23 protein-coding genes and 1 tRNA gene are annotated in these 23,164 nt (G+C 68.8%); 5 read left to right on the top strand and 19 right to left on the bottom strand.

Translation table 11 applies throughout. The annotated features are described in order from the left end of the window. Nucleotides 1-18: 18 nt before the first annotated feature. The 3 genes from rpmA to AMS65_RS08640 all read right to left on the bottom strand — a co-directional run bounded on the left by rpmA (nt 19) and on the right by AMS65_RS08640 (nt 3,205). A complete protein-coding gene (gene rpmA, locus AMS65_RS08650) occupies nt 19-273 on the bottom strand; it encodes a 50S ribosomal protein L27 (RefSeq protein ID WP_053383772.1) in 255 nt (84 codons plus the stop codon). 49 nt (nt 274-322) lie between these two features. After that, nucleotides 323-631 (bottom strand): 50S ribosomal protein L21, encoded by a 309-nt coding sequence (gene rplU / locus AMS65_RS08645; RefSeq protein WP_053383771.1) that lies wholly within the window; start codon nt 629-631, stop codon nt 323-325. A gap of 150 nt (nt 632-781) precedes the next feature. Further along, nucleotides 782-3,205, bottom strand: a complete 2,424-nt coding sequence (locus tag AMS65_RS08640; RefSeq protein WP_053383770.1) for an Rne/Rng family ribonuclease — start codon at nt 3,203-3,205, stop codon at nt 782-784. 239 nt (nt 3,206-3,444) lie between these two features. Here AMS65_RS08640 and AMS65_RS08635 point away from each other — a divergent pair, with 239 nt between their 5' ends. Next, nucleotides 3,445-4,056: a vitamin K epoxide reductase family protein gene (locus AMS65_RS08635; RefSeq protein ID WP_053383769.1), complete on the top strand. Its 612-nt coding sequence runs from the start codon at nt 3,445-3,447 to the stop codon at nt 4,054-4,056. A 3-nt stretch (nt 4,057-4,059) separates the two neighbouring features. On the opposite strand, the gene coaE is transcribed toward AMS65_RS08635, so the two are convergent. Further along, nucleotides 4,060-4,659, bottom strand: a complete 600-nt coding sequence (coaE, locus tag AMS65_RS08630) for a dephospho-CoA kinase (RefSeq protein WP_053383768.1) — start codon at nt 4,657-4,659, stop codon at nt 4,060-4,062. Between the two features lie 103 nt (nt 4,660-4,762). Between coaE and AMS65_RS08625 the strand changes: the two genes are divergently transcribed. After that, entirely contained in the window at nt 4,763-5,377 is a 615-nt protein-coding gene (locus AMS65_RS08625) for a DUF4126 domain-containing protein (RefSeq protein WP_053383767.1), read from the top strand. Between the two features lie 91 nt (nt 5,378-5,468). Here AMS65_RS08625 and rpsA read toward each other — a convergent pair whose 3' ends face one another. Together rpsA and polA are read right to left on the bottom strand one after the other, a co-directional pair. Then, on the bottom strand, nt 5,469-6,914 hold the full coding sequence (gene rpsA, locus AMS65_RS08620; protein WP_053383766.1) for a 30S ribosomal protein S1: 1,446 nt from the start codon (nt 6,912-6,914) through the stop codon (nt 5,469-5,471). Nucleotides 6,915-7,204: 290 nt separating this feature from the next. Next, complete coding sequence (polA, locus tag AMS65_RS08615) at nt 7,205-9,829, bottom strand: DNA polymerase I (protein ID WP_083451571.1); 2,625 nt, start codon at nt 9,827-9,829, stop codon at nt 7,205-7,207. 114 nt (nt 9,830-9,943) lie between these two features. Here polA and AMS65_RS08610 point away from each other — a divergent pair, with 114 nt between their 5' ends. Further along, on the top strand, nt 9,944-10,336 hold the full coding sequence (locus tag AMS65_RS08610; protein ID WP_394324726.1) for a hotdog fold thioesterase: 393 nt from the start codon (nt 9,944-9,946) through the stop codon (nt 10,334-10,336). A gap of 60 nt (nt 10,337-10,396) precedes the next feature. Here the strand turns inward: AMS65_RS08610 and AMS65_RS08605 are convergent, their stop codons facing one another. Beyond that, entirely contained in the window at nt 10,397-11,002 is a 606-nt protein-coding gene (locus tag AMS65_RS08605; RefSeq protein WP_053383763.1) for an ANTAR domain-containing response regulator, read from the bottom strand. Between the two features lie 123 nt (nt 11,003-11,125). On the opposite strand from AMS65_RS08605, the gene AMS65_RS08600 reads away from it, so the two are divergent. After that, nucleotides 11,126-11,207: transfer RNA gene (locus tag AMS65_RS08600), tRNA-Leu, on the top strand. A gap of 234 nt (nt 11,208-11,441) precedes the next feature. Then, nucleotides 11,442-11,609: a hypothetical protein gene (locus AMS65_RS19405; RefSeq protein ID WP_157502167.1), complete on the top strand. Its 168-nt coding sequence runs from the start codon at nt 11,442-11,444 to the stop codon at nt 11,607-11,609. On the opposite strand, the gene AMS65_RS08595 is transcribed toward AMS65_RS19405, so the two are convergent. From AMS65_RS08595 to hisF, 12 genes are all read right to left on the bottom strand, one after another. Then, nucleotides 11,579-12,664: an acyltransferase family protein gene (locus tag AMS65_RS08595; RefSeq protein WP_053383762.1), complete on the bottom strand. Its 1,086-nt coding sequence runs from the start codon at nt 12,662-12,664 to the stop codon at nt 11,579-11,581. The two genes, AMS65_RS19405 and AMS65_RS08595, sit on opposite strands and share 31 nt — an antisense overlap. A 63-nt stretch (nt 12,665-12,727) precedes the next feature. Next, on the bottom strand, nt 12,728-14,203 hold the full coding sequence (gene pyk, locus AMS65_RS08590; protein WP_053383761.1) for a pyruvate kinase: 1,476 nt from the start codon (nt 14,201-14,203) through the stop codon (nt 12,728-12,730). A 23-nt stretch (nt 14,204-14,226) separates the two neighbouring features. After that, the gene (gene lgt, locus AMS65_RS08585) at nt 14,227-15,210 is read right to left on the bottom strand and encodes a prolipoprotein diacylglyceryl transferase (RefSeq protein ID WP_053383760.1); all 984 of its coding nucleotides are present in this window, start codon (nt 15,208-15,210) and stop codon (nt 14,227-14,229) included. Nucleotides 15,211-15,291: 81 nt separating this feature from the next. Then, entirely contained in the window at nt 15,292-16,110 is an 819-nt protein-coding gene (gene trpA, locus AMS65_RS08580) for a tryptophan synthase subunit alpha (RefSeq protein WP_053383759.1), read from the bottom strand. Continuing rightward, entirely contained in the window at nt 16,107-17,330 is a 1,224-nt protein-coding gene (trpB, locus tag AMS65_RS08575) for a tryptophan synthase subunit beta (RefSeq protein ID WP_053383758.1), read from the bottom strand. The genes trpA and trpB overlap by 4 nt, the downstream gene beginning before the upstream one ends. Before the next feature lie 91 nt (nt 17,331-17,421). Next, nucleotides 17,422-18,192: an indole-3-glycerol phosphate synthase TrpC gene (trpC, locus tag AMS65_RS08570; RefSeq protein WP_053383757.1), complete on the bottom strand. Its 771-nt coding sequence runs from the start codon at nt 18,190-18,192 to the stop codon at nt 17,422-17,424. A 1-nt stretch (nt 18,193) separates the two neighbouring features. Further along, a complete protein-coding gene (locus tag AMS65_RS08565) occupies nt 18,194-18,427 on the bottom strand; it encodes a DUF6704 family protein (RefSeq protein ID WP_053383756.1) in 234 nt (77 codons plus the stop codon). 34 nt (nt 18,428-18,461) lie between these two features. Further along, on the bottom strand, nt 18,462-19,046 hold the full coding sequence (locus AMS65_RS08560; protein WP_241489390.1) for a Trp biosynthesis-associated membrane protein: 585 nt from the start codon (nt 19,044-19,046) through the stop codon (nt 18,462-18,464). After that, entirely contained in the window at nt 19,033-20,658 is a 1,626-nt protein-coding gene (locus AMS65_RS08555) for an anthranilate synthase component I (protein WP_053383755.1), read from the bottom strand. The genes AMS65_RS08560 and AMS65_RS08555 overlap by 14 nt, the downstream gene beginning before the upstream one ends. Before the next feature lie 64 nt (nt 20,659-20,722). Continuing rightward, a complete protein-coding gene (locus AMS65_RS08550; protein ID WP_157502165.1) occupies nt 20,723-21,751 on the bottom strand; it encodes a hypothetical protein in 1,029 nt (342 codons plus the stop codon). 202 nt (nt 21,752-21,953) lie between these two features. Continuing rightward, the gene (hisI, locus tag AMS65_RS08545) at nt 21,954-22,319 is read right to left on the bottom strand and encodes a phosphoribosyl-AMP cyclohydrolase (protein ID WP_053383753.1); all 366 of its coding nucleotides are present in this window, start codon (nt 22,317-22,319) and stop codon (nt 21,954-21,956) included. A 59-nt stretch (nt 22,320-22,378) separates the two neighbouring features. Then, nucleotides 22,379-23,155, bottom strand: a complete 777-nt coding sequence (gene hisF, locus AMS65_RS08540) for an imidazole glycerol phosphate synthase subunit HisF (protein WP_053383752.1) — start codon at nt 23,153-23,155, stop codon at nt 22,379-22,381. Nucleotides 23,156-23,164 lie beyond the last annotated feature (9 nt).

Here is a 23,164-nt window from a genome sequence, read left to right as displayed (position 1 = left end):
CGCCGTTGATGCTGAGTGTTACGCAGCAGCCACGATGTTGACGACCTTGCGGCCGCCCTTCACACCGAACTCGACCGCACCCGCCGACAGCGCGAACAGCGTGTCGTCTCCGCCGCGGCCCACATTGGCGCCGGGGTGGAAGTGGGTTCCGCGCTGACGCACGATGATCTCGCCGGCGTTGACCTGCTGGCCGCCGAAGCGCTTGACGCCGAGGCGCTGCGCGTTCGAATCGCGACCGTTGCGGGTGGAGCTGGCGCCCTTCTTATGTGCCATGAGTCTCTACTCCTTAGATGAGCTGGCGAGCAGTTGCTCGCCGAAGCGTTTACTTGATGCCGGTGACCTTGATGCGGGTCAGGTCCTGACGGTGACCCTGGCGGCTCTTGTATCCGGTCTTGTTCTTGTAGCGCTGGATCACGATCTTCGGGCCGCGGAGATCGTTGAGCACCTCTGCGGTCACCTTCACTTTGGCCAAGGCCGCGGCATCGGTCGTCACCTTGTCGCCGTCGACGAGCAGCACCGCGGGAAGCTCCAGCTTGCCCTTAGCGTCACCCGCCACACGATTGACGGTGAGGATCGAACCGACCTCGACCTTCTCCTGCCGGCCGCTTGCGCGCACTACTGCGTAAACCACTTGTCACCCTTTTCTTGAGGATCGTCTTCCGTGTCGAAGTGCAGCCCCCGCCGCCTTCGAAGTCTGAGGTGTTCACCGCCCGCGAGGGCGGCACCAACGCTCAATAATATCGTGAACCACCGAGTATGGTCAAATAGACGTTCCCGCGTGTCACTCCCGCTCGGCCTCACGACGGCGCACGGTCTCCTCGAGCGCCTGCGCCAGGGCCAGCTGAGCCTGCGCTGCGGCGTCCACGGGGGCTTCGGCAGCAGCGGCCGGTTCGCTCCGCGGAGCGCGGTCCTGCGCCTGCTCGGCACCGCCGCGGATCGGAGCCGTGGAGACCCTGCGGCTGCGCGCCCGGCCGTTGCCGGTCGCGGGGGCCTCGGGCAGCGCCTCGAGCACCGAGTCGAGCAGCGAGCCGAGTCCGGCCTGCGGCTGCGCTGCGGCGTCCTGCGGCTCCGCGGGACCGCGGGACCGCACCTTGCCGCTGACCGAGGGCCGCTCGGCGGAGGTTCCGCCGGCCGCTTCGGGCTCCGAGGCCTTCGCGGCCTGGATCGTCGACGCCGCCACCTGGGCGAGCATGTTCTTCGCGCCATCGGTGATGGAGTGAGTCTGCGACTTGACGTCGTGCTGGGGCTGCGCCCCCTTGCCGCGCTTGGCACCGCGCGGGGAACCCTCGCTGCGGTGCTTGGTCACGGGCTCGTGGTGCACGATGATGCCGCGCCCCGCGCACACCTCGCACGACTCGCTGAACGACTCGAGCAGCCCCAGGCCGAGCTTCTTACGGGTCATCTGCACCAGACCGAGCGAGGTCACCTCCGCCACCTGATGCTTGGTACGATCCCGGCTGAGGCACTCGACCAGCCGGCGCAGCACGAGGTCGCGGTTCGACTCCAGCACCATGTCGATGAAGTCCACCACGATGATGCCGCCGATGTCCCGCAGACGCAGCTGGCGGACGATCTCCTCGGCCGCCTCCAGGTTGTTCTTGGTGACGGTCTCCTCGAGGTTTCCGCCGGAACCGACGAACTTGCCGGTGTTGACGTCGATCACGGTCATCGCCTCGGTGCGGTCGATGACGAGAGAACCGCCCGAGGGCAGCCACACCTTGCGGTCGAGCGCCTTGGCGATCTGCTCGGTGATGCGGTACTGGTCGAAGATATCCCGCTCACCGTCGTGGCGCTCCACGCGCTGCAGCAGGTCGGGCGCCACCTGCGAGAGGTAGTTCTCGATGGTGTCGTAGGTGTCATCACCCGAGATCAGCAGCCGGTGGAAGTCCTCGTTGAAGACGTCGCGCACGATCTTGATGAGCATGTCGGGCTCGGAGTGCAGCAGCACCGGGCCGCCGCCCTTCTCGACCCGCTTCCGGATCGACTCCCACTGCCGGGTGAGCCGCTGCACATCATGGGTGAGCTGATCCTCGCTGGCACCCTCCGCGGCGGTGCGCACGATGACGCCGGCGCCGGTGGGCAGCACCTCCTTGAGGATCTTCTTCAGGCGGGCGCGCTCCGTGTCCGGCAGCTTGCGGGAGATGCCGTTCATGGCCCCGCCCGGCACGTAGACGAGGAAGCGGCCGGGGAGCGAGATCTGGCTCGTGAGCCGAGCGCCCTTGTGTCCGACGGGATCCTTGGTCACCTGCACGAGCACCTGGTCGCCGGGCTTCAGCGCGTTCTCGATCTTGCGCGCCGTGTTGCCGCCTTCGAACTCGGACCAGTCGACCTCGCCCGAGTACAGCACCGCGTTGCGTCCGCGCCCGATGTCGACGAACGCCGCCTCCATGCTCGGCAGCACGTTCTGCACGCGGCCGAGGTACACGTTGCCGATGAGCGAGGACTCGCTCGACCGCGCCACGTAGTGCTCCACCAGCACCTTGTCCTCGAGCACGCCGATCTGCACGCGATCCGCGGTGGTCCGCACGATCATCTCGCGGTCGACCGCCTCGCGGCGGGCCAGGAACTCCGACTCCGTGATCACCATGCGGCGGCGACCGGAATCGCGGCCATCGCGGCGGCGCTGCTTCTTCGCCTCGAGGCGGGTCGAGCCCTTCACCTTCTGGGGCTCGGTGATCACCGGGGCCTGACGCTGCTGGCGGCGGGGCGCGTCGTCGTCGGAGGATCCCTCGCCCCCGCCGGAGCGGCGGCGCGTGCGCCGCGATCCCGACTCCCGTTCGCCGGCGTCCTCGTCGCGCGAGAACTGCTGGTCGAGCAGCTCATCGAGCTGACGCAGCTCGCCGCCGCGAGGCTCGCCGCGGCGCGGGTCGCCCTGCCGCGGCTCGGCCTGCCGCGGGTCGCGCTGACGCGGATCGTTCTGCTGCGGATCGCCGAATCGCCAGTCGCTGCGGCGCGGCCGCGGCTGCACCGGCGGTACGTCCGGCGCCAGGAAGATCAGGCGCGTGGTCGCGCGGAACCGCTCCTCGGGGCTCATCTCGGCGAACGGGACGGCCGCGGGTGCGGAATCCCCGTCGGCCTGGGCGACCTCGGTCGCCTCAGCGGCGTCGGCCGCAGCCGGCTCCGGGAGGGTTCCCCCGCTCGTCACGGCAGCGTCAGCCGCACCGGTCGCATCTTCGTGATGGTCTTCTGTTGTGCTCTTCACCATTCCTGGTGTCTCCTCTTGCCCGGAGCGAAGCTCGTTCTCCCCGGAAACCTCGTATGTATGCGGAATGACCCGCGAATCCTGTTCTCCGCGGATGCGATCATCCGCGCTCGGTCGCTCTTCGACCGGTGGCGGCCTTCCGACCGCCAAAAGACTGTGCGCGCGAGATGCCCTCTCGGCTCCTCGCGCCGCACTCCATTATGTCACGGGTTGCTCGAAGACACCGTGAGTAGGATCGGGCCATGACTTCTGAACCCCGTTCGCCTTCGCGGCCGACAGTTTTCGCCGTCTTCTCCATCATCGCGGGAGCGATCGGCTGGTTCGCCTCGTTCGAGCTGCTCACGGAGTACATCAAGACGCTGACGAACGCCGACTACGTGCCCAATTGCAACGTCAGCATCCTCGTCACCTGCGGCCCCAACATGGGATCCTGGCAGGGCTCGCTGTTCGGCTTCAGCAACACGATCATCGGCGTCTCCGCCTTCGTGGCACCGATCGCCGTCGGTGTCGCGCTGCTCGCGGGCGCCCGGTTCTCCCGCTGGTTCTGGACGCTGTACCAGCTCGGTCTGCTGGGCGGCTTCGTCTTCATCTGCTGGCTCTTCTCGCAGAGCGTCTTCGTCCTCGGAACGCTCTGCCCCTGGTGCATGGTCGTGTGGAGCGTCATGATCCCGTTGTGGTGGGTCTCGCTCTTCCGCCCCTATGCGGTCGGGGATGTCCCGCTCGGCGCGTCGGCGCGGGCCGTGTTCCAGCGCCTCTACTCGTGGACGTGGGTGATCGTGCTGCTCTGCTACGTCGCCATCGCGTTCATCGCGCAGCTGCAGCTCGACTGGATCTCCGAGTTCAGCCGGATGTGACGCTCAGCCGGACGTGATGCTCCGCCACAGCGCGTCGACCTGCGCCTGCGTCGCAGCCCGAGTGCCCGAGGTGTCGATGATCACGTCGGCGACCGCGCGTCGCTCGGCATCGCTCGCCTGACTCTCGATCCGGCTGCGCGCGTCGGCCTCGTTCATCCCCCGCAGTTCGACCATCCGCTCGATGCGCTGCTCGGCAGGTGTCTCCGCGACGACCACCAGGTCCCAGCCCTGATCCCTCGCAGCCTCGACGAGCAGCGGCACCTCGTAGACCACCACGGCGTCGGGATCCCGATCCCTCGCCGCCTCCGCGCGAGCGGCGAACAGCCGCCGCACCTCGGGATGCACGATGCCGTTCAGAGCCTCGAGCGCCTCGGCGTCGCCGAACACGATCGCCCCCAGCGCCGCACGATCCAGCGTGCCGTCCTCGCGTCGCAGATGCTCGCCGAAGCGATCGAGCACGCTCGCCAGACCCGGCGACCCCGGGGCGACGGCCTCTCGCGCCAGCTCGTCGGCGTCGATGCGCACCGCGCCCAGCTGTTCCAGGCGCCGTCCGATGGTGGACTTCCCCGATGCGATTCCGCCCGTCAGCCCGATCAACTTCACGGCTCTCCCCCGATCCAACCCGCACAAACCCGGGCGAGACGCCCGAATCTTTTCATAGCAAATACCCTACCCAGGCAGCATAGGCTGGGAACAGGAGGTGTCCATGCTCGAAATCATCACCGGTATGACCCTCGCTGCATCGGCGGGCCTCAACGCCTACATCCCGCTGCTCGGACTCGGCCTGCTGTCGAGATTCACCGACCTGGTGCAGCTGCCGACGGCCTGGTCGTGGATCGAGAACGAGTGGGCGCTCGGCGTCCTCGGCGTGCTGCTGGTCGTCGAGGTGCTGGTCGACAAGTTCCCGGCACTCGACAGCGTCAACGACGTGCTGCAGACCGTCGTGCGCCCCGCGTCCGGCGGCATCGTGTTCTCCGCCGGGTCGTCGAGCGACACCTTCGCGGTCGCCGACCCCGCCGAGTTCGTCACCTCGGCGCAATTCTGGCCGTTCGTGCTCGGTGTGCTCATCGCACTCGTGCCGCACGTGCTGAAGGCCGTGGCGAGGCCCGTGATCAACGCGCTCACCGCGGGCGCGGGAGCCGCCGTCTCGAGCACGCTGGAGGATCTGGGCGCCGTGGTGCTGACGGTCCTCGCGGTCATCGTGCCCGTCCTGGCGCTCGTGCTGCTCGTCGCGGTGGTCGTCGTGCTGATCCGCCGTCTCCGCAGGGCGCTCGCCGAGCGCGCCGCGCGCCGCGACAGTGCGACCCCGGCCACCGGGTAGCCCGCCGCCGGTACACCGAAGGCCCGGTCCCCGCTCTGCGCGGGGACCGGGCCTTCGGTCTGACACTCACCCGGAGTTCGGGCGGAGGGCCTTAGTTGCCCTCGAGCTGCGCCTTCAGCGCCGCGAGCGCGGCGTCGTCGGCGAGAGCGCCGGTCGAGGCCGAGTCGCTCGAGAAGCTCGAGGAGGCGTTGTCCGCAGCGGGGGCCGCGACGACCTCGGTGAGCGAAGCGGCGACCTGCTTCTTGTGAGCCTCCCAGCGATCCTGGGCAGCAGCGTACTCCTGCTCCCACTTCTCGCGCTGGGACTCGAAGCCTTCCTTCCACTCCTGGGTCTCGGGATCGAAGCCCTCGGGGTACTTGTACTCGCCGTTCTCGTCGTACTCCGTGGTCATGCCGTAGAGCGCCGGATCGAACTCGGTGCCCTCGGGATCCACGCCCTCGTTCGCCTGCTTGAGGCTGAGCGAGATGCGACGACGATCGAGATCGATGTCGATGATCTTGACGAAGACCTCCTGGCCGGCCTGCACGACCTGCTCGGCGAGCTCGACGTGCTGACCCGACAGCTCCGAGATGTGCACGAGGCCCTCGATGCCGTCCGCCACGCGCACGAATGCGCCGAAGGGCACGAGCTTGGTGACGACGCCCGGGGCGATCTGGCCGATCGCGTGAGTGCGGGCGAAGACCTGCCACGGATCCTCCTGGGTCGCCTTGAGCGACAGCGAGACGCGCTCGCGGTCCAGCTCGACGGAGAGCACCTCGACGGTGACCTCCTGGCCGACCTCGACCACGTCGGAGGCGTGCTCGATGTGCTTCCACGACAGCTCGGAGACGTGCACGAGGCCGTCCACGCCGCCCAGGTCGACGAACGCGCCGAAGTTGACGATCGACGAGATGACGCCCTTGCGCACCTGGCCGGGCTTGAGCTCGGCGAGGAACGAGGAGCGGGTCGCCGACTGCGTCTCCTCGAGGAGCGCACGACGCGAGAGCACCACGTTGTTGCGGTTCTTGTCGAGCTCGAGGATCTTGGCCTCGATCTCCTGGCCCAGGTAGGGGGTCAGGTCGCGCACGCGGCGCAGCTCGATGAGCGAGGCGGGGAGGAAGCCGCGGAGACCGATGTCGACGATCAGGCCGCCCTTGACGACCTCGATCACGGTGCCGGTGACGACGCCCTCGTTCTCCTTGATGCGCTCCACATCGCCCCAAGCACGCTCGTACTGCGCGCGCTTCTTGGACAGGATGAGGCGACCTTCCTTGTCCTCCTTCTGGAGCACGAGCGCCTCTACGGGATCGCCGACCTGAACGACCTCATCGGGGTTCACGTCGTGCTTGATGGACAGCTCGCGCGAGGGGATGACGCCCTCGGTCTTGTAACCCACGTCGAGGAGCACCTCGTCGCGGTCGATCTTCACCACGGTGCCCTCGATGAGGTCACCGTCGTTGAAGAACTTCAGGGTCGATTCGACCGCTGCAAGGAAGTCGTCGGCTGAGCCGATGTCGTTGATCGCGACCTGCTTGCTCTCGGTCGTTGCGTTCGTCATGAAATTGGTCTCCAGAATGGACAGGAATCAGGTGAGCGCGCACCGAACAATCGGCCGAATCCGACGATTCGCGAGGCGCGTCCACATTTGGACATGATTGAGTCGCCACAGATGTGACACTCAAGCTTACCCCGGCGGCGCGGCGGCGACAAGCGCCGACACGCCCGGGACTCTCCGCGCTTCCCGGTCCCGGGATCAGTGCGCGGCAGCGTCCCGGCCAGACGCTTCGAGCGAAGCACAGCTTCGCGCGTCGACGCCGCGTGGCCTGCCCTCAGGCCACGTTCCGACGATCAGTGCGCGGCAGCGTTCCAATTCGCGCCGTGCCCGACCTGCACCTCGAGCGGAACGGAGAGCTCGGCGGCGCCGGCCATCTCCTCGCGCACGATCGCCTCGAGCGCGTCCCACTCCCCCTCGGCGACCTCGAACATGAGCTCGTCGTGGATCTGCAGCAGCATGCGCGAGCGGAGATCGGCCTCGCGCATCCGGCGCTCGACCTCGATCATGGCGCGCTTGATGATGTCGGCCGCCGACCCCTGGATGGGCGAGTTGAGCGCGGCGCGCTCGGCGTTCTCGCGCAGGATCCGGTTGGGGCTGGCCAGGTCGGGGAACGGTCGGCGACGGCCGAAGATGGTCTCGGTGAAGGTGTCGCGCTTCGCCTGATCCACGACGGAGCGCAGGTAGTCGCGCACCCCGCCGAAGCGCTCGAAGTAGTCGACCATGAGCTGCTTCGCCTCGGCTCCGGTGATGCCGAGCTGCTTCGAGAGGCCGAAGGCCGACAGACCGTACGCGAGACCGTACGACATCGCCTTCACCTTGGACCGCATCTCGCTCGTGACCTCCTCAGGCGGAACGCCGAAGATGCGCGCGCCGACGAAGCGGTGCAGATCCTCGCCCTCGTTGAACGCCTGGATGAGCCCCTCGTCGCCGGAGAGGTGCGCCATGATGCGCATCTCGATCTGCGAGTAGTCGGCGGTCATGAGGGTCTCGTAGTCGGGCGCGTGGATGAAGCCCTCGCGGATGCGGCGCCCCTCCTCCGAGCGCACCGGGATGTTCTGCAGGTTCGGATCGGTCGACGCAAGCCGGCCGGTGCTGGCCCCGGTCTGCACGAAGGTCGTGTGGATCCGGCCGTCCTCCTGCACCGCCTTGATGAGCGTCTCGACCATCTGACGCAGCTTGTTCGCGTCGCGGTGCGCGAGCAGTGCGTCGAGGAAGGGGTGGGGCTTCTTCGACTGCAGCTCGGCGAGCGCAGCGGCGTCGGTCGTGTACCCGCTCTTGGTCTTGCGCGTCTTCGGCATATCGAGGTCGTCGAAGAGCACCTCCTGCAGCTGCTTCGGCGACGAGAGGTTGACCTCGCGGCCGATGGCCGCGAAGGCCTGCTGCTCGAGGTCGGCCACCCGGGCCTTGAGCTCCGCGTTGTGGGCCTCGAACAGCGGCAGATCGATCTGCACTCCGCGCTCCTCGAGGGCGGCCAGCACCGGCACGAGCGGCAGCTCGATGTCGCGGTAGATCTCGACGGTGCGCGACTGGAAGCGCTCGACCGCTGCGGCGTGGGCGCGCACGATGTACCAGGCGAGCGCAGCCGTGTCGGCGACGCTGCCCTCGTCGGGCACGAGCTGGTTGGGGTCGCCCTCGGGCACCTGCTCGCCGAGGAACCGGAAGGCCGCCTCCGCGATGCTCTTCTCCGCCGTGGCCGGTCGCAGCAGCCAGGCGGCGAGCAGCAGATCGCCGTCGATGCCGCCGATGCTCGCATCGGCGCGACGCGCAACCGCGATCTGCTGCTTCGAGTCGAAGAACACCTTCGGTGCCGCCGAGGCGAGCCACTGCTCGAAGAGGGTGTAATCCCGGCCTCCGGGCTGCCAATGGAACAGCACCGACGAATCGGGCGTCGCGATGCCGACCTCGAAACCGGCCTCGCTCTCGCGGATCAGCACGGCCGGACGATCCGCCTTGTCGAGCCAGTCGCCGAGCTCCTCGTCGATGAGGTTCTTCGCCTCGGGCCGCTCCGGCACCAGGGACGCGGCGGCGGACGTGGCGCCGCCCGACGGCACCTCGGCGCCGGCGAGCTTGCCGACGCGCTGCAGCAGCGTGCGGAACTCCAGCTTCGCGAAGACCTGCTGCACGGCGGCCATGTCGATCTCGCCCCGCTTCAGCTCGTCGAGCTCGACGTCGAGTTCGACGTCGCGCACGAGCCGGTTCAGCCTGCGGTTGCGCTCGGCGAGGTGCGCGTTCTCGCGCAGGCTCTCGCCGACCTTGCCCCCGATCTCGTCCTGCCGACGCAGGATCTCCTCCAGCGAGCCGAACTGGTTGATCCACTTCACCGCGGTCTTCTCACCCACGCGGGGAACGCCGGGCAGGTTGTCGCTCGTCTCCCCCACCAGGGCCGCGATCTCGGGATACTGCTCAGGCCGGATCCCGTAGCGCTCCATCACCTTCTCCGCGTCGTAGCGGGTGAGCTCGCTCACCCCCTGCTTCGACGGGTAGAGCAGCGTGACTCGATCATCCACGAGCTGGATCGTGTCGCGGTCGCCGGAGACCACGAGCACCCGGTACCCGGCTTCGGCGCCCCGCAGCGACAGCGTCGCGAGAATGTCGTCGGCTTCGTAGTTCTCCTTCTCGAGGGTGCGGATCCCCATCGCGTGCAGCGCCTCCTGCAGCAGTGGGATCTGGCCCTTGAACTCGGGCGGGGTCTCCCCGCGCGTGCCCTTGTACTCGGGGTACTCCTCGGTGCGGAACGAGTGCCGCGAGATGTCGAAGGCGACCGCGAGCGCATCGGGGCTCTCGTTGCCGAGCAGGTTGATGAGCATGGCGATGAAGCCGTGGATCGCGTTGGTGTGCTGCCCGGTCTGGGTCTGGAAGCTGTCGACGGGCAGGGCGTAGAACGCCCGGAACGCCAACGAGTGGCCGTCGATGATCATGAGGGTAGGCTGAGAATTCGACACGCGAACAGCCTACAAGCCGCCACCGACAAGGAACCAGCACGCATCATGACGGAACCCGCGCTCCCGCTCACCGACTCAGCAGATCCCGGCATGGAATACATCCGCGCCCGCGGTCTCGGCGCCCTGGCCGACCGGATGGGGATCGAGATGACCGAGTTCACGCGCGAACGAGCCGTCGCCGTGATGCCCGTCGAGGGCAACACCCAGCCGATCGGTCTGCTGCACGGCGGCGCCTACGTGGTGCTCGGCGAGACGCTCGGGTCGATGCACGCGAACTTCGTGGCCCCGGAGGGGCACGTCGGCGTGGGGGTCGACATCAACGCCACGCACACCGGTTCGGCGACATCGGGCACCGTCACCGGGGTGTGCACCCCCATCAAGCTGGGGCGATCGGTCGCCGTGCACGAGATCGTCATCAGCGACGAGCAGGGCCGTCGCTGCTCGACGGTGCGCATCACCAACTTCTACAAGCGGATCTCCTGAATACGCATGATGCCCCCGGCCATCGGCCGGGGGCATCATGCGTCAGCGCAGCTCGTTCGTCTACTTCTTCGGACCGAGCTGATCGATGATGGTCTTCGCCACGTCCTGCATCGTGAGGCGACGATCCATCGACGCCTTCTGGATCCAGCGGAAGGCCTCGGGCTCACTGAGCCCCATCTTGTCGTTGAGGATGCCCTTCGCGCGATCGACGAGCTTTCGCGTCTCGAAGCGCTCGGCCAGATCGGCGACCTCGCTCTCGAGGGCCACGATCTGCTGGAAGCGCGAGAGCGCGATCTCGATCGCGGGGATGAGGTCGGCGGGGGTGAACGGCTTGACGACGTAGGCGAGCGCACCGGCCTCGCTCGCGCGCTCCACGAGCTCGCGCTGGCTGAACGCGGTGAGCAGCACGACGGGTGCGATGTGATCCTTGTTGATGCGCTCCGCCGCCGAGATGCCGTCGAGCTTGGGCATCTTCACGTCCATCACGACGAGATCGGGGCGCAGCTCCTCCACGAGGCGGACCGCCTCTTCGCCGTCACCGGCCTCTCCCACCACGTCGTACCCGCTATCACGCAGGGTCTCTACGATGTCGAGGCGGATCAGGGACTCGTCCTCCGCGACAACGACGCGTCGCGGGGCGCTCGGTGCAGTGCTCTGGTCATTCACTCCACCAGCTTACGGCATCCGCACTTCCCGACACCTCAGAATCGCCTGCACCGCGGTCTCCGACGCCTCGGGCCTGCGCTAGTCTGGTCTCTGTCCTCCTCACGGAGGCGCCACTCGATACATGCCGGATTGGTGGAATTGGCAGACACGGCGCACTCAAAATGCGCTGCCGAAAGGTGTGCGGGTTCGAGTCCCGCATCCGGCACTTCCGTCGGCTGCTGCGCAGCTGACTCCAGCACCGCCCGCAGGACTCGACCCTCCGGGTTCGGAGCCGCCGTGTGCGGCTCCACGGAAATTGCGCCGAGCTGACGCTCGTCGCTTCACATTTCCGTGCGCATCCGGCACTTCCGTCGGCTGCTGCGCAGCGGCTCGACGCTTCCTCAGCGCCTTATATCACATTCTCGGCTAGAATAGAAGCCACCGATGCAAGGAGGCGATGATGCCCGATACCAAGCACAATTCGCACACCATCCACGACGCGACCGCCACCGAGGCCGCCAACGGGCAGGGCACGGTCAGACGCGTTCCCTGGGGCACCACACTCGATCACCCGATCCTCGACGGCTCCACCGAGGTCTACACCGAGGACCTCGAGGACGACTCGTAGTCCGGTCGTTCGATCGGCTCGTCCCGGCGCTTCGGCGGGAGGAGCCTCCGCTTCAAACCGCGCTGGATAGGCCGATCCACCCAGCGATTGATCGCGATGCTGCTCAGGATCACCGCCCCCAGCGTAATGATCAGCAGCACGATGCGCAGCGGTACCCCGGCCACCGCGATCACACCCGCGAGCAGCACCTGGGAGATCGCCACCGTGACGAACGGATGGAAGAGGTACATCGCGTAGCTGGCGTCGCCGACCTCGAGCAGCGCTCGGGTGAGACGACCGTCGCGGATCAGGGGCTCGAGCTGCAGGGCCGCGGCCACCAGCACCACGGACGGCAGCCCGTAGTACACGGCGCGCAGCTCTCCGAGACGAGGGATCACCCACAGATCCTGCAGCACCAGCACGACGAGAGCCGCCAGGAGCGCGGCGACCCCCACCCCGTAGCCGATCACGCGAACGGCCGCCGCCGGCCGCCGCTCGGCATCCGCGAGCCGCCGATACACGAAGGAGAGCAGAACTCCCGAGAGGAACTCGAGCAGCAGGGTGCTCTGGTAGAAGGCGAACGAGGGATCCGCCGCGGGCCAGATGAAACCGCTGGCCACGAGGGCGCCGAGCAGCACGATCGCGGCCCACAGCGCGCGTGGCGCGTCGCGCAGCATCCACAGCATCACCGCGACCACGAGGTAGAAGAACATCTCGTAGTTGAGCGTCCACCCGAGCTGCAGGATCGGCCCCTCGCGCAACGGCATCTGGTAGGGCACGAAGAACAGCGACTTGAGCAGCCCGGGCAGGTCGACCTCGGTGGAGTTGGCGCGCCACGGCATCAGCAGCACCGCCGCGGCCCAGGCGAAGGTGGCGATCCAGTACAGCGGCACGACGCGGAACACACGACGCCGGAAGAAGTGCGCGCTGTTCTGCACGGTCACCGTGCCGATGATGAAGCCGCTGATGACGAAGAACACGTCGACGCCCCAGGCGCCGGTGCTGGGCAGCGCGAACACGCCCCCCGCGTCGACCGCGTGGTAGTACACCACTCCGAGCGCCGCCAGCGCTCGCAAGAACTGGATACTCCGGACCGTGCGGCGCGGGCCCCGCGTGCTCTCCCGCGTCATCGGCGCCGGCTAGACGAAAACCTTGCCGCGTCCGACGGTGTGCTTGCGCGGCCCGGCCTCGGGCAGTTGCCCGGTGGCCTCGCCGATGCGATGGATGCGCAGGGTGTTCGTCGTGCCCACGACCCCGGGAGGCGACCCCGCGATGATGAGCACCTTGTCGCCGATCTCGACCCGCGAGTGGTCGAGCAGCACCTCGTCGACCTGCATGAACATCTCGTCGGTCGATTCGACGCGCTGCACCTCGTAGCTGCGGGCGCCCCAGGTCAACTCCATGCGCCTGCGGGTATCGGCATCCGGGGTGAAGCCGATGATCGGGATCGGGCGGCGCAGGCGCGACATGCGGCGCACCGTGTCGCCCGACTCCGTGAACACGCAGATGTACTTGGCGCCGATGAAGTCGGCGACCTCCGAGGCCGCGAGCGTGAGCGCCCCGCCCTGCGTGCGCGGGGCGGTCCCCAACGGGTCGATCCGATCGAGCGCGTGCTCCTCGGTGGCCTCGATGATGCGCGCCATCGTGGTGACGGCCTGCACGGGGTACGCCCCCACGCTGGTCTCGCCCGAGAGCATCACCGCGTCGGCCCCGTCGAGGACCGCGTTGGCGCAGTCGGAGGCCTCGGCGCGGGTGGGCCGCGGGTTCTCGATCATCGACTCGAACACCTGCGTGGCCACGATGACGGGCTTCGCGTTCTGGCGCGCGATCGCGATGGCCTCGGTCTGCACGAGCGGCACCCGTTCGAGAGGCAGTTCGACGCCGAGATCGCCTCGGGCGACCATGATTCCGTCGAAGGCGGCGACGATCTCTTCGAGGTGCTCGACCGCCTGTGGCTTCTCGATCTTGGCGATCACGGGGAGCCGGAACCCCTCCTCGTCCATGATCTCGTGCACCCGCGTGATGTCGGCGGCGTCGCGCACGAAGGACAGCGCGATGTAGTCGACGCCGAGCTGCAGCGCCCAGCGCAGATCCTGCTCGTCCTTCTCGGACAGCGCGGGGACGTTCACCGCGACACCCGGCAGATTGATGCCCTTGTTGTTGGAAACGGCGCCGGGCACCTCGACCACGGTGTGCACGGTGTCCTCGGTGACGCGCACGGCGCGCAGCGCGACCTTGCCGTCGTCGATGAGCAGCGGATCGCCGGGCTTCACGTCTCCCGGCAGCCCCTTGTGCGTGGTGCCCGCGAGATGCCGGTCGCCCTCCACGTCGCGCGTGGTGATGGCGAACTCGTCGCCGACCTCGAGATCGTACGGGCCGCCCTCGAACTTGCCGAGGCGGATCTTCGGCCCCTGCAGATCCGCGAGCACCGCGATGGGCCGGCCCACCTCTGCCTCGGCGCGGCGGATGTTGCGGTAGATGCCCTCGTGCACGTTGTAGGTGCCGTGGGACATGTTGAGCCGGGCCACGTTCACTCCGGCGCGGATCAGGTCGAGGGTGTGGTCGTAGCTGGAGACCGCGGGCCCCCACGTTGCGACGATCTTGGCGTGGCGCATATCGGTGTCGACTCCTTCGTCCGCTAGCTGGCCGGGGTGGGCTCGGATCGTTCGGCGTCCGGCCGCTCCGCCGGCTCATCACCGGCTGCACCCGCCTCGCCGCGATCGAGCACATGATAGAACCGCTCGGGATCGGCGGTTTCGATGAGCACCGCGTCGGCCGGATTGTGCCGGCCGGGCAGGTAGACGGAGGCCTCGAGCCCGACGTGCCGGCGACGCTGCACGAAGTAGATCACGACGCCCAGCACCACAGCGAGGAACGCGGCGAGCACGTTGGTGCGAACACCGAGGAAGAGCAGGCTGGGATCCACGCGCAGCGACTCCGTGAAGGTGCGGCCGATCCCGTACCAGACGAGGTACATGGCGAAGAAGGTGCCCCAGCGCGGACGCCACTTGCGCTCGATCGCCAGCAGTACGATCACGCCGAGCACGTTCCAGAGCGCCTCGTAGAGGAAGGTGGGGTGGAACAGCGTTCCCTCGGGGAGGCCGATCGGGAATGCCGGATTGCTCGACTCGATCTCGAGCCCCCAGGGAAGCGTCGTGGGGCCGCCGAAGAGCTCGTGGTTGAACCAGTTGCCGAGACGGCCGACTGCCTGCGCGATGAGCAGGCCGGGGACGAGCGCGTCGGCGAAGGACCAGAAGCGGATGCCCGTGATGCGGGAGGCGATCAGCACGCCGATGGCGCCGCCCAGCAGCGCACCGAAGATGGCGATCCCGCCCTTCCAGAACGCGAAGACGTCGAGCGGGTTGGTGCCCGGACCGAAGTAGTCGCCCCAGTGCGTCACCACATGGTAGAGGCGCGCGCCCACGATGCCGAGCACGAGCGCCCACACGACGAAGTCGAACACGGCGCCGCGCTCACCGCCGCGCTGACCGAGTCGCCGCCCCGTCCAGATGGCGGCGATGATGATGCCGGTGATGATGCAGAGCGCGTAGAAGTAGATGCGCAGCGGCCCGATCTGGATGAACTGCAGCTCAGGGCTCGGGATGCTCAACGGGAGAATCATTCACTCCTCTTTCGCCTGCGACGCTCTGCCGCGGGGTCCTAATCGTCGGTGGCGCGGGACTGACCCGCGATCGGGTCAATCCTACAGCGCGGTATCGGCATCGTCTGCACGCCGCGTGCCCGCCGCGATCGAACGCACGACCTCGGCCAGGCGCGGGACGCCGCCGTCGCGCAGCGCGCGCACGAAGGCCGTGCCGACGATCGCCCCGTCGGCGTACTCGAGAGCCGCGGCCACCTGCTCGGCGGTCGAGATCCCGATGCCCACGCACGCGAGGTCGGCGCCCTGTGCACGCAGCCGCTCGGTGAGGCCACGGGCCGCGGCGTCGAGCTGCGCGCGCTCCCCCGTGATCCCCATGGTCGAAACGGTGTAGACGAAGCCGGTGGTCGCCTCGGCCACGAGGCGCAGCCGTTCGTCGCTCGAGCTGGGAGCCGCGAGGAACACCCGGTCGAGACCGGCGCGCTCGCCGGCCTCGATCCAGTCGGCCGCGGCGTCGGGGGTGATGTCCGGGGTGATGAGGCCCGCGCCGCCGGCCTCCACGAGTTCGCGGGCGAAGCGCTCCACCCCGTACTGCAGCACGGGATTCCAGTAGGTCATCACGAGCACGGGCACGTCGACGGCCTCGCGCACGCGGCGCACCGCCTCGAAGACGTGACCCACGCGGAAGCCGTCCGCGAGAGCCGCCTGCGTGGCCTCCTGGATCACGGCGCCGTCCATCACCGGGTCGGAGTAGGGCAGTCCGAGCTCCAGCACATCGGCACCGCTGCGCGCCATCGCGATGGCCGCCTCGATACTCGTGTCGAGGTCCGGGAAGCCGACCGGCAGGTAGCCCACCAGCGCCCCGCGACGTTCCCGCTTCGCCTCGCGGATCGCGATCGCGACCTGAGATTCGTGCGCGTTCATTCCCCGAGCCCCGCTTCCTCGCCGTCGATCAGTCCGAAGTACCGACCCGCGGTCGCCATATCCTTGTCGCCGCGGCCGGAGAGGCTGACGGCGATGATGCCGTCGGGGCCGAGCTCGCTCCCGATCCGGATCGCACCGGCCAGCGCGTGCGCAGACTCGATCGCGGGGATGATGCCCTCGGTGCGGCTGAGCAGACGCAGCGCCTGCATCGCCTCGTCGTCCGTCGCCGGAATGTACTCGGCACGCCCGATGTCGGCGAGCCAGGCGTGCTCGGGGCCGACGCCCGGATAGTCCAGCCCCGCGGAGATGGAGTGGGATTCGATGGTCTGACCGTCCTCGTCCTGCAGCACATAGGTCTTGGAACCGTGCAGGATGCCGGGACGGCCGCGCTCGATCGACGCGGCCTGACGCTCGGTGTCGACGCCGTCTCCGGCGGCCTCCACCCCGTAGAGGCGCACATCGGCGTCGTCGAGGAAGGCGTCGAACATGCCGATCGCGTTGGAGCCGCCGCCCACGCAGGCTACGACGGCATCGGGCAGGCGCCCCGTCTTCTCGAGCAGCTGGGCCCGCGCCTCCTCGGAGATGATCTTCTGGAAATCGCGCACCATGGCGGGGAACGGGTGCGGCCCGGCGGCCGTGCCGAAGATGTAGTTGGTGTGCTCGACGCTGGCCACCCAGTCGCGATAGGCCTCGTTGATCGCGTCCTTCAGCGTGCGGGATCCGGCCGTCACCGGCACCACCTCCGCCCCCAGCAGGCGCATGCGGGCCACGTTGAGCGCCTGACGCTCGGTGTCGACCTCGCCCATGTAGATGGTGCACTCGAGCCCGAAGAGCGCAGCGGCCGTGGCGGTGGCCACGCCGTGCTGGCCGGCACCGGTCTCTGCGATCACGCGGCGCTTGCCGAGGCGCCGGGTGAGCAGGGCCTGTCCGAGCACATTGTTGATCTTGTGCGAGCCGGTGTGGTTGAGATCCTCGCGCTTCAGGAAGATCCTCGCCCCGCCCGCGTGCTCGGCGAAGCGCGGCACCTCGGTGATCGGCGACGGCCGCCCCGCGTAGGAGCTCAGCAGCTCGGCGAGTTCGGCGCGGAACGCGGGATCGGCCTGAGCCTCCTCGTACGCGACGGTCAGCTCGTCGATCGCCGCGATGAGCGACTCGGGCATGTACCTGCCGCCGTAGTCGCCGAAGAAGGGGCCGTGCTGGTCGCGGAGCGAGTCTGTCATCTCTGCCTATCGTGGTTCAGGTGCTCGACCGGGTCGAGCGGCTCACGGGGTCGGGCGCTCGGTCCCGGATCCTGGTGAGCATCGGATCGTCTCAGACGCTCAGGTAGGAGGCGAGCGTCGCGATGGGGTCGTTGGTCACGAGCGCCTCGCCCACGAGAACGACGTCGGCCCCGGCCTCGCGGTAGTGCTGCACGTCGGAGACGTCGAGCACGGCGGATTCGGCGACCCGGATCACACCGGCCGGAATCTGGTCGGCGACGCGGCCGAACAGGTCACGGTCGAGTTCGAAGGTGCGCAGATCGCGCGCGTTGACGCCGATCAGCTGGGCGCCGAGGTCGACGGCGCGCGCCACCTCGTCAGCCGAGTGGGCCTCGACGAGCGGCGTCATGCCCAGTTCGCGGATCATCCCGTGCAGGAGCTCGAGCCGGTCCTGCGGCAGCGCCGCGACGATCAGCAGCACCAGATCGGCGCCCGCGGCCCGCGCCTCGAGCACCTGGTACTCGTCGCCGATGAAGTCCTTGCGCAGCACCGGGATGCTCACGGCCTTGCGCACCGCTTCGAGGTCGGCGAGGGATCCCTTGAACTTGCGCGCCTCGGTGAGGACGCTCACCGCGCTCGCACCGCCGGCTTCGTACTGGGCCGCCAGCGCGTGCGGCTCGGGGATGTCGGCGAGGTCGCCGCGCGACGGGCTCGCGCGCTTCACCTCGGCGATCACCTTCATGTGATCGGCGGGCGCCAGCGCCTCGAGCGCGTCGAGAGCGGCGGGCCGCTGCAGCGCCTCGGCCTCGAGCTGCGCGTACGGACGAAGCTCTCGACGAGCCCTCGCGTCTTCGAGGGAACCCGCCAGCAGTTGTTCGAGCACGTCAGTCGTGCGACTTGGGGCTGAACTTCGGGCCGTTCACGCCGAAGCCGGCCTTCGCGAGGATCCACCCCAGCAGGGCACCGACCGCGACCACGCCGGCGCACACCCACACCATCGTCGCATTGTGCAGGAAGAAGAAGACGGTGCCGGCTGCGATGCCGAGCAGCATCACCACGACCGCCGTCCATGCGGCGGGCGAATCACCGTGACCGGGGTCTCCGTGCTGGGTACTCATGAATCTCCTCTGAACAGATTTGAACGCCTCAAGCCTACCGGAAATCGTCGCTGGGGTCGGTCCCATCGCTCAGAGAGTCCCAATCCGAGATGCGATCCGGCGCGCCGCCCGCCGCCCCTGCCGCCGTCGGCGCGGAGTCGTATTTGCGACCGGCCGAGCCCCAGCGGCCGCTGAAGAGCAGCACGATCGCACCCAGCACGACCGCGAGCACGCCTGCGAGCACGCTCACCCATCCCCAGACGGAGGTATCGCTCCACAGCACCGCCGAACCGGCGGCGCCGCCAGCGATGCCGGTGAGCTCCGTGATCCGGCCCCCCGCCGCCCCGAGCGGATCAGCGAGCACGCCGCCCGCCAGCGCGACCAGCCCCGCGCCGAGCAGCGCGACGAGCGCTCCCAGCACGCGCCGGAACACCCGGCCCGCGATCGTGAGCGCCAGCGCGGCGGCGATGAGCGCCACGGACACCGGCGCGAGCGCGGCGTTCGCCGCGTTCCCGGTGACGGTCTCGACGGTGTGAGTCCCGTCGAGCATGAAGGAGACCCAGGTCTGCGACCCGGCGATCAGCGCCGCGGCTCCCGAGAGCGCGACGCCGCTGAGAACCGCGAGCTTAGCGCGCATCATCGGCACCGTTCGAGACGGGGGCGCCGACCGATGAGCCGGCCGAACCGAGCCCGTGCAGCGTGTTCGCGATCGCGATCGCGCGCAGCGGCGCCGCGGCTTTGCTGCGGCACTCGGCGTCCTCCATCTCCGGCACCGAATCGGCCACGATCCCCGCGCCCGCCTGCACCATCGCGATCCCGTCCTTGATGGTGGCCGTGCGGATCGCGATCGCGAGATCCGCCGCCCCGCCGAGGCCGAAGTACCCCACCACACCGCCGTAGACTCCGCGCTGCACCGGCTCGAGCTCGTCGATGATCTCGAGCGCGCGCGGTTTCGGCGCACCCGAGAGGGTGCCCGCGGGGAAGGTGGCCCGGAACACGTCGATGGGATTCTGACCGGCGCGCGTGCGCCCCTCCACCGTGGAGACGATGTGCATGATGTGGCTGAAGCGCTCGATGCGCATGAACTCCGTCACCTCGACCGACGCCGGCTCGCACACGCGCAGCAGGTCGTTGCGCGCGAGGTCGACGAGCATGAGGTGCTCGGCCCGTTCCTTCTCGTCGGCGAGCAGGTCGCGCTCGTGCTGCTGGTCCTCCTCCGTGGTCGCGCCCCGGGGGCGGGATCCCGCGATCGGGTGCGTCATCACGTGTCCGCTCTCCTGCACGGTGACGAGCGCCTCGGGACTCGACCCCACCACGGCGAAGGGCGCGCCGTCGTGGTCCTCGAGCTGCAGCAGGTAGAGGTACGGGCTGGGATTGAGGTGGCGCAGCACGCGGTAGACGTCGAGGGGGTCGGCCGCGCACTCCTGGTCGAAGCGCTGCGACGGCACGACCTGGAAGATGTCGCCGTCGACGATGTAGCGCTTGGCGCGATCGACGGCGGCCATGAACTCCGGGGTGCTCGTGAGGCGCTCGGGATCCGGCAGCGCGTCGCGATCCAGCGCGCCGAGCGGCGAAGTCGCCGGGGCCGCCAGAGCGGCCTGCAGCGCGTCGAGGCGCGTCTGCGCATCGGCCCACTGCGCGTCGGCGTCGGCGCCACCGTCGCCGGATGAGCTTGCCCCGTCGAACACACCGTCGTTCAGCACGTTGGCGAGCAGCACCACGCTGCCCTCCCGGTGGTCGATCACCACGAGCTCGGAGACGAAGCTGAGCCCCTGCGTGGGCAGGCCGGGCCCCTCGGACGGGCCGTTCTCGAGCCGCTCGAACTGCCGCACCGTCTCCCAGCCGAGATAGCCGACGAATCCGCTCGCGAGCGGGGGCAGCCCCTCGACCTGGGGGGCTCGCCAGCGCTCGTAGACCGACCGCAGCGCCTCGACGGGCTGCAGCGCGGAGACCCCGCCCGGCAGCAGGCGCTCCTCGTCGACCGCGGTACCCGAAGTGCCCGGCTTCCAGTGCGCGCGACCGCCGCGCTCCCCCAGCACACCGAAGCTGCCGGCGCCGACGAAGCTGAAGCGGGTCCAGACGCCGCCCTGCTCCGCCGACTCGAGCAGGAAGGTGCCCGGGCGCGAGGCCGCGACCTTGCGGTAGATGCCGACGGGAGTGTCGGCGTCGGCGAAGATCTCGCGGCAGACGGGGATCACGGCGTGGGAGGCGCGCGCGGCGTCGAAGGCGGCGCGCGAGGTCGTCAGTGTCACCAGATCAGCCTACCGCGCCCACTCCCTGAGTTGAGTTGGCGCTCTGCGTCCGGAACGGGCGACCTTACTGTCGCGGAGCGCCAACTTGCACAAGCACCTCGCACGAGCGTCGAGGATCCCAGCCCGCTCGCAACAACCCCTCCCGAGCTAACCGCTGGAACTCGCCCGTCCTGCGGTACAGCAGATCCGCCGTGCTGCGAATCACCGACCATCCCGCCTCCGCGTAATCGTGATACTTCTCGATATCCCGATTCCACTGGGCGCGGTCCACTCGGTGATGCTCGCTCTCATACTCGAACGCAAGGCGATACTCCGGGTAGGCGGCTTCACTGCAGCCCAGCAGCCGACCTTCTCGATCCCGAACATCACAATCGAGTTCGGGTTCCGGTAGCCCCGCATCGATCAGCCTGAGCCGCATATGCGTTTCCGGTGGCGAGGCGCTCGCTTCCCTGATCTGGGGGAACGCCTCCCGCAGACGCAGTATCCCTCTGCGCCGTCCGTTCTCCATCGTCTCTCTCAACTCGTCGAGGGTGCCGAGAGGCGCACGTTTCAGGCGTTGCGTGCCCGGATAGCGCGGCTTGAAGACGATTGTGTCGCCGACGACGATGAGTTCTTCGACGGAGAGTTGCGCAGCCAGCATCGCCCAGGTCGTCGCGGGGGAAGTGAGGATCAGCCCCCGGTGACGGCGCACTTCGACCAGCCCCGGTCTCACCTGGATGCCTCTCACCGCCCCTCGCCTCGTCGCCCTCAGCGGCGCCAGCCGGCCGACCTCAAGCGCATCGCCGGAGCGCCGCGGAACCGGCAACCCCCAGAGGAGCGCAGCCGTACGCCCGCAGAAGAAGGAGTCGGGATCCATGACCTTCGTAAATGCCTGCGCCAACTGGAGGTGGCGAGACTTCCACTCGAGCAGCGCGTGCGCCGACTGCTGCATCTGCGGGCCCGGCGCAGTCGGTACCCTGCGATAGACGAGGCGGAACGGGGACTCCAGATCAGACCCGCGCAGTCGATGATCGGCCACCCCCGCGCGACGGGCCTCGGCCAGCGTGAACACCTCGCCGAGTTCTTCGGGAAGCGGAGCGGGCGAGCGGGTCATGCACCCAGAATGTGCTACCCCGCCGCCCCGCGGCCCTCGCGCATCCCAGATTGTGGATGACTGAGCGTGTCCGAGGCAGACTCACGCCCTGTGGACGAAACCGCGTCCAGAGTGTTCCAGCCTCAAGTTGGCGCTCCGCGCTGGTACACAAGCGGCCATACCGTCGCGGAGCGCCAACCCGGTTCGGCCGGTCAGGCGCGCGTCAGTCCGAGGCCTCCGGATCCCCCACGAGCGCCGCGATCTCGCGATCGGTGAAGCAGGTGCGGGTGCCCGTGTGGCACGCGGCGCCGAGCTGGATCACCCGCACGAGCAGGGTGTCACCGTCGCAGTCCAGCGCGACCGAGCGCACGTACTGCCGGTGCCCGGAGGTGTCGCCCTTGCGCCAGTACTCCCGCCGCGAGCGCGACCAGAAGGTCACACGGCCCGAGGTGAGCGTGCGCCGGATCGCCTCGTGATCCATCCAGGCGAGCATCAGCACATCGCCCGACTCGTCGTCCTGGATGATGGCGGGCAGCAGCCCCTCGGCGTTGAAGACCAGGCCGTCGGGCACCGGATCGATGTTCGTCATGGCGTCTCGGTCGCTTTCGTGATGGTTTCGGCTCACTCGGTTTCGACTCGCAGGTTCGCTCAACCGGCGGGTGTCAGGCGCACGGTGTGGCCGGCCTCGACGAGCGCGCGCTTCACCTGGCCGACGGTGAACGTGCCGTCGTGGAAGACCGACGCCGCGAGCACCGCGTCGGCGCCCGCCTCGACGGCCGGCGCGAAGTGCTCGAGCCTGCCCGCGCCGCCCGAGGCGATGACCGGCACGTCGGCGAGCTCGCGCACGGCACGGGTGAGTTCGAGATCGAAGCCCGCGAGCGTGCCGTCGGCGTCCATCGAGTTGACCAGCAGCTCGCCGGCCCCCCGCTCGACGGCCTCGCGGCACCACTCGAGCGCGTCGAGGTCCGTCTCCCGCTTGCCGCCGTGCGTGGTCACCACGAAGCCCGAGGGCGTGCGCGGCGAGCGCTTCACGTCGAGCGAGAGCACCAGCACCTGCGAGCCGAAGCGGTCGGCGATCTCGCCGATCACCTCGGGGCGCGCGATCGCGCCGCTGTTGATGCCCACCTTGTCGGCGCCCACGCCCAGCAGCCGGGCCACATCCTCGGCACCGCGCACGCCGCCGCCCACGGTGAGCGGGATGAACACCTGCTCGGCGGTGCGCTGCACCACCTCGTACGTCGTCGACCGGTCGTCGACCGTCGCGGTCACGTCGAGGAAGGTCAGCTCGTCGGCGCCCTGCTCGGCGTAGCGCGCTGCGAGCTCCACGGGGTCCCCCGCGTCGCGCAGGTTGAGGAAGTTGACACCCTTCACCACGCGCCCCGCGGCGACGTCGAGGCACGGGATCACACGTGTAGCGATTGCCATCGTCGATAC

It is taken from the genome of Leucobacter celer subsp. astrifaciens (assembly GCF_001273835.1).
Taxonomy (GTDB): domain Bacteria; phylum Actinomycetota; class Actinomycetes; order Actinomycetales; family Microbacteriaceae; genus Leucobacter; species Leucobacter celer.
The sequence above is the reverse complement of the archived record's forward strand: the minus strand, read 5'-3'. Positions and strand labels throughout refer to the sequence as shown.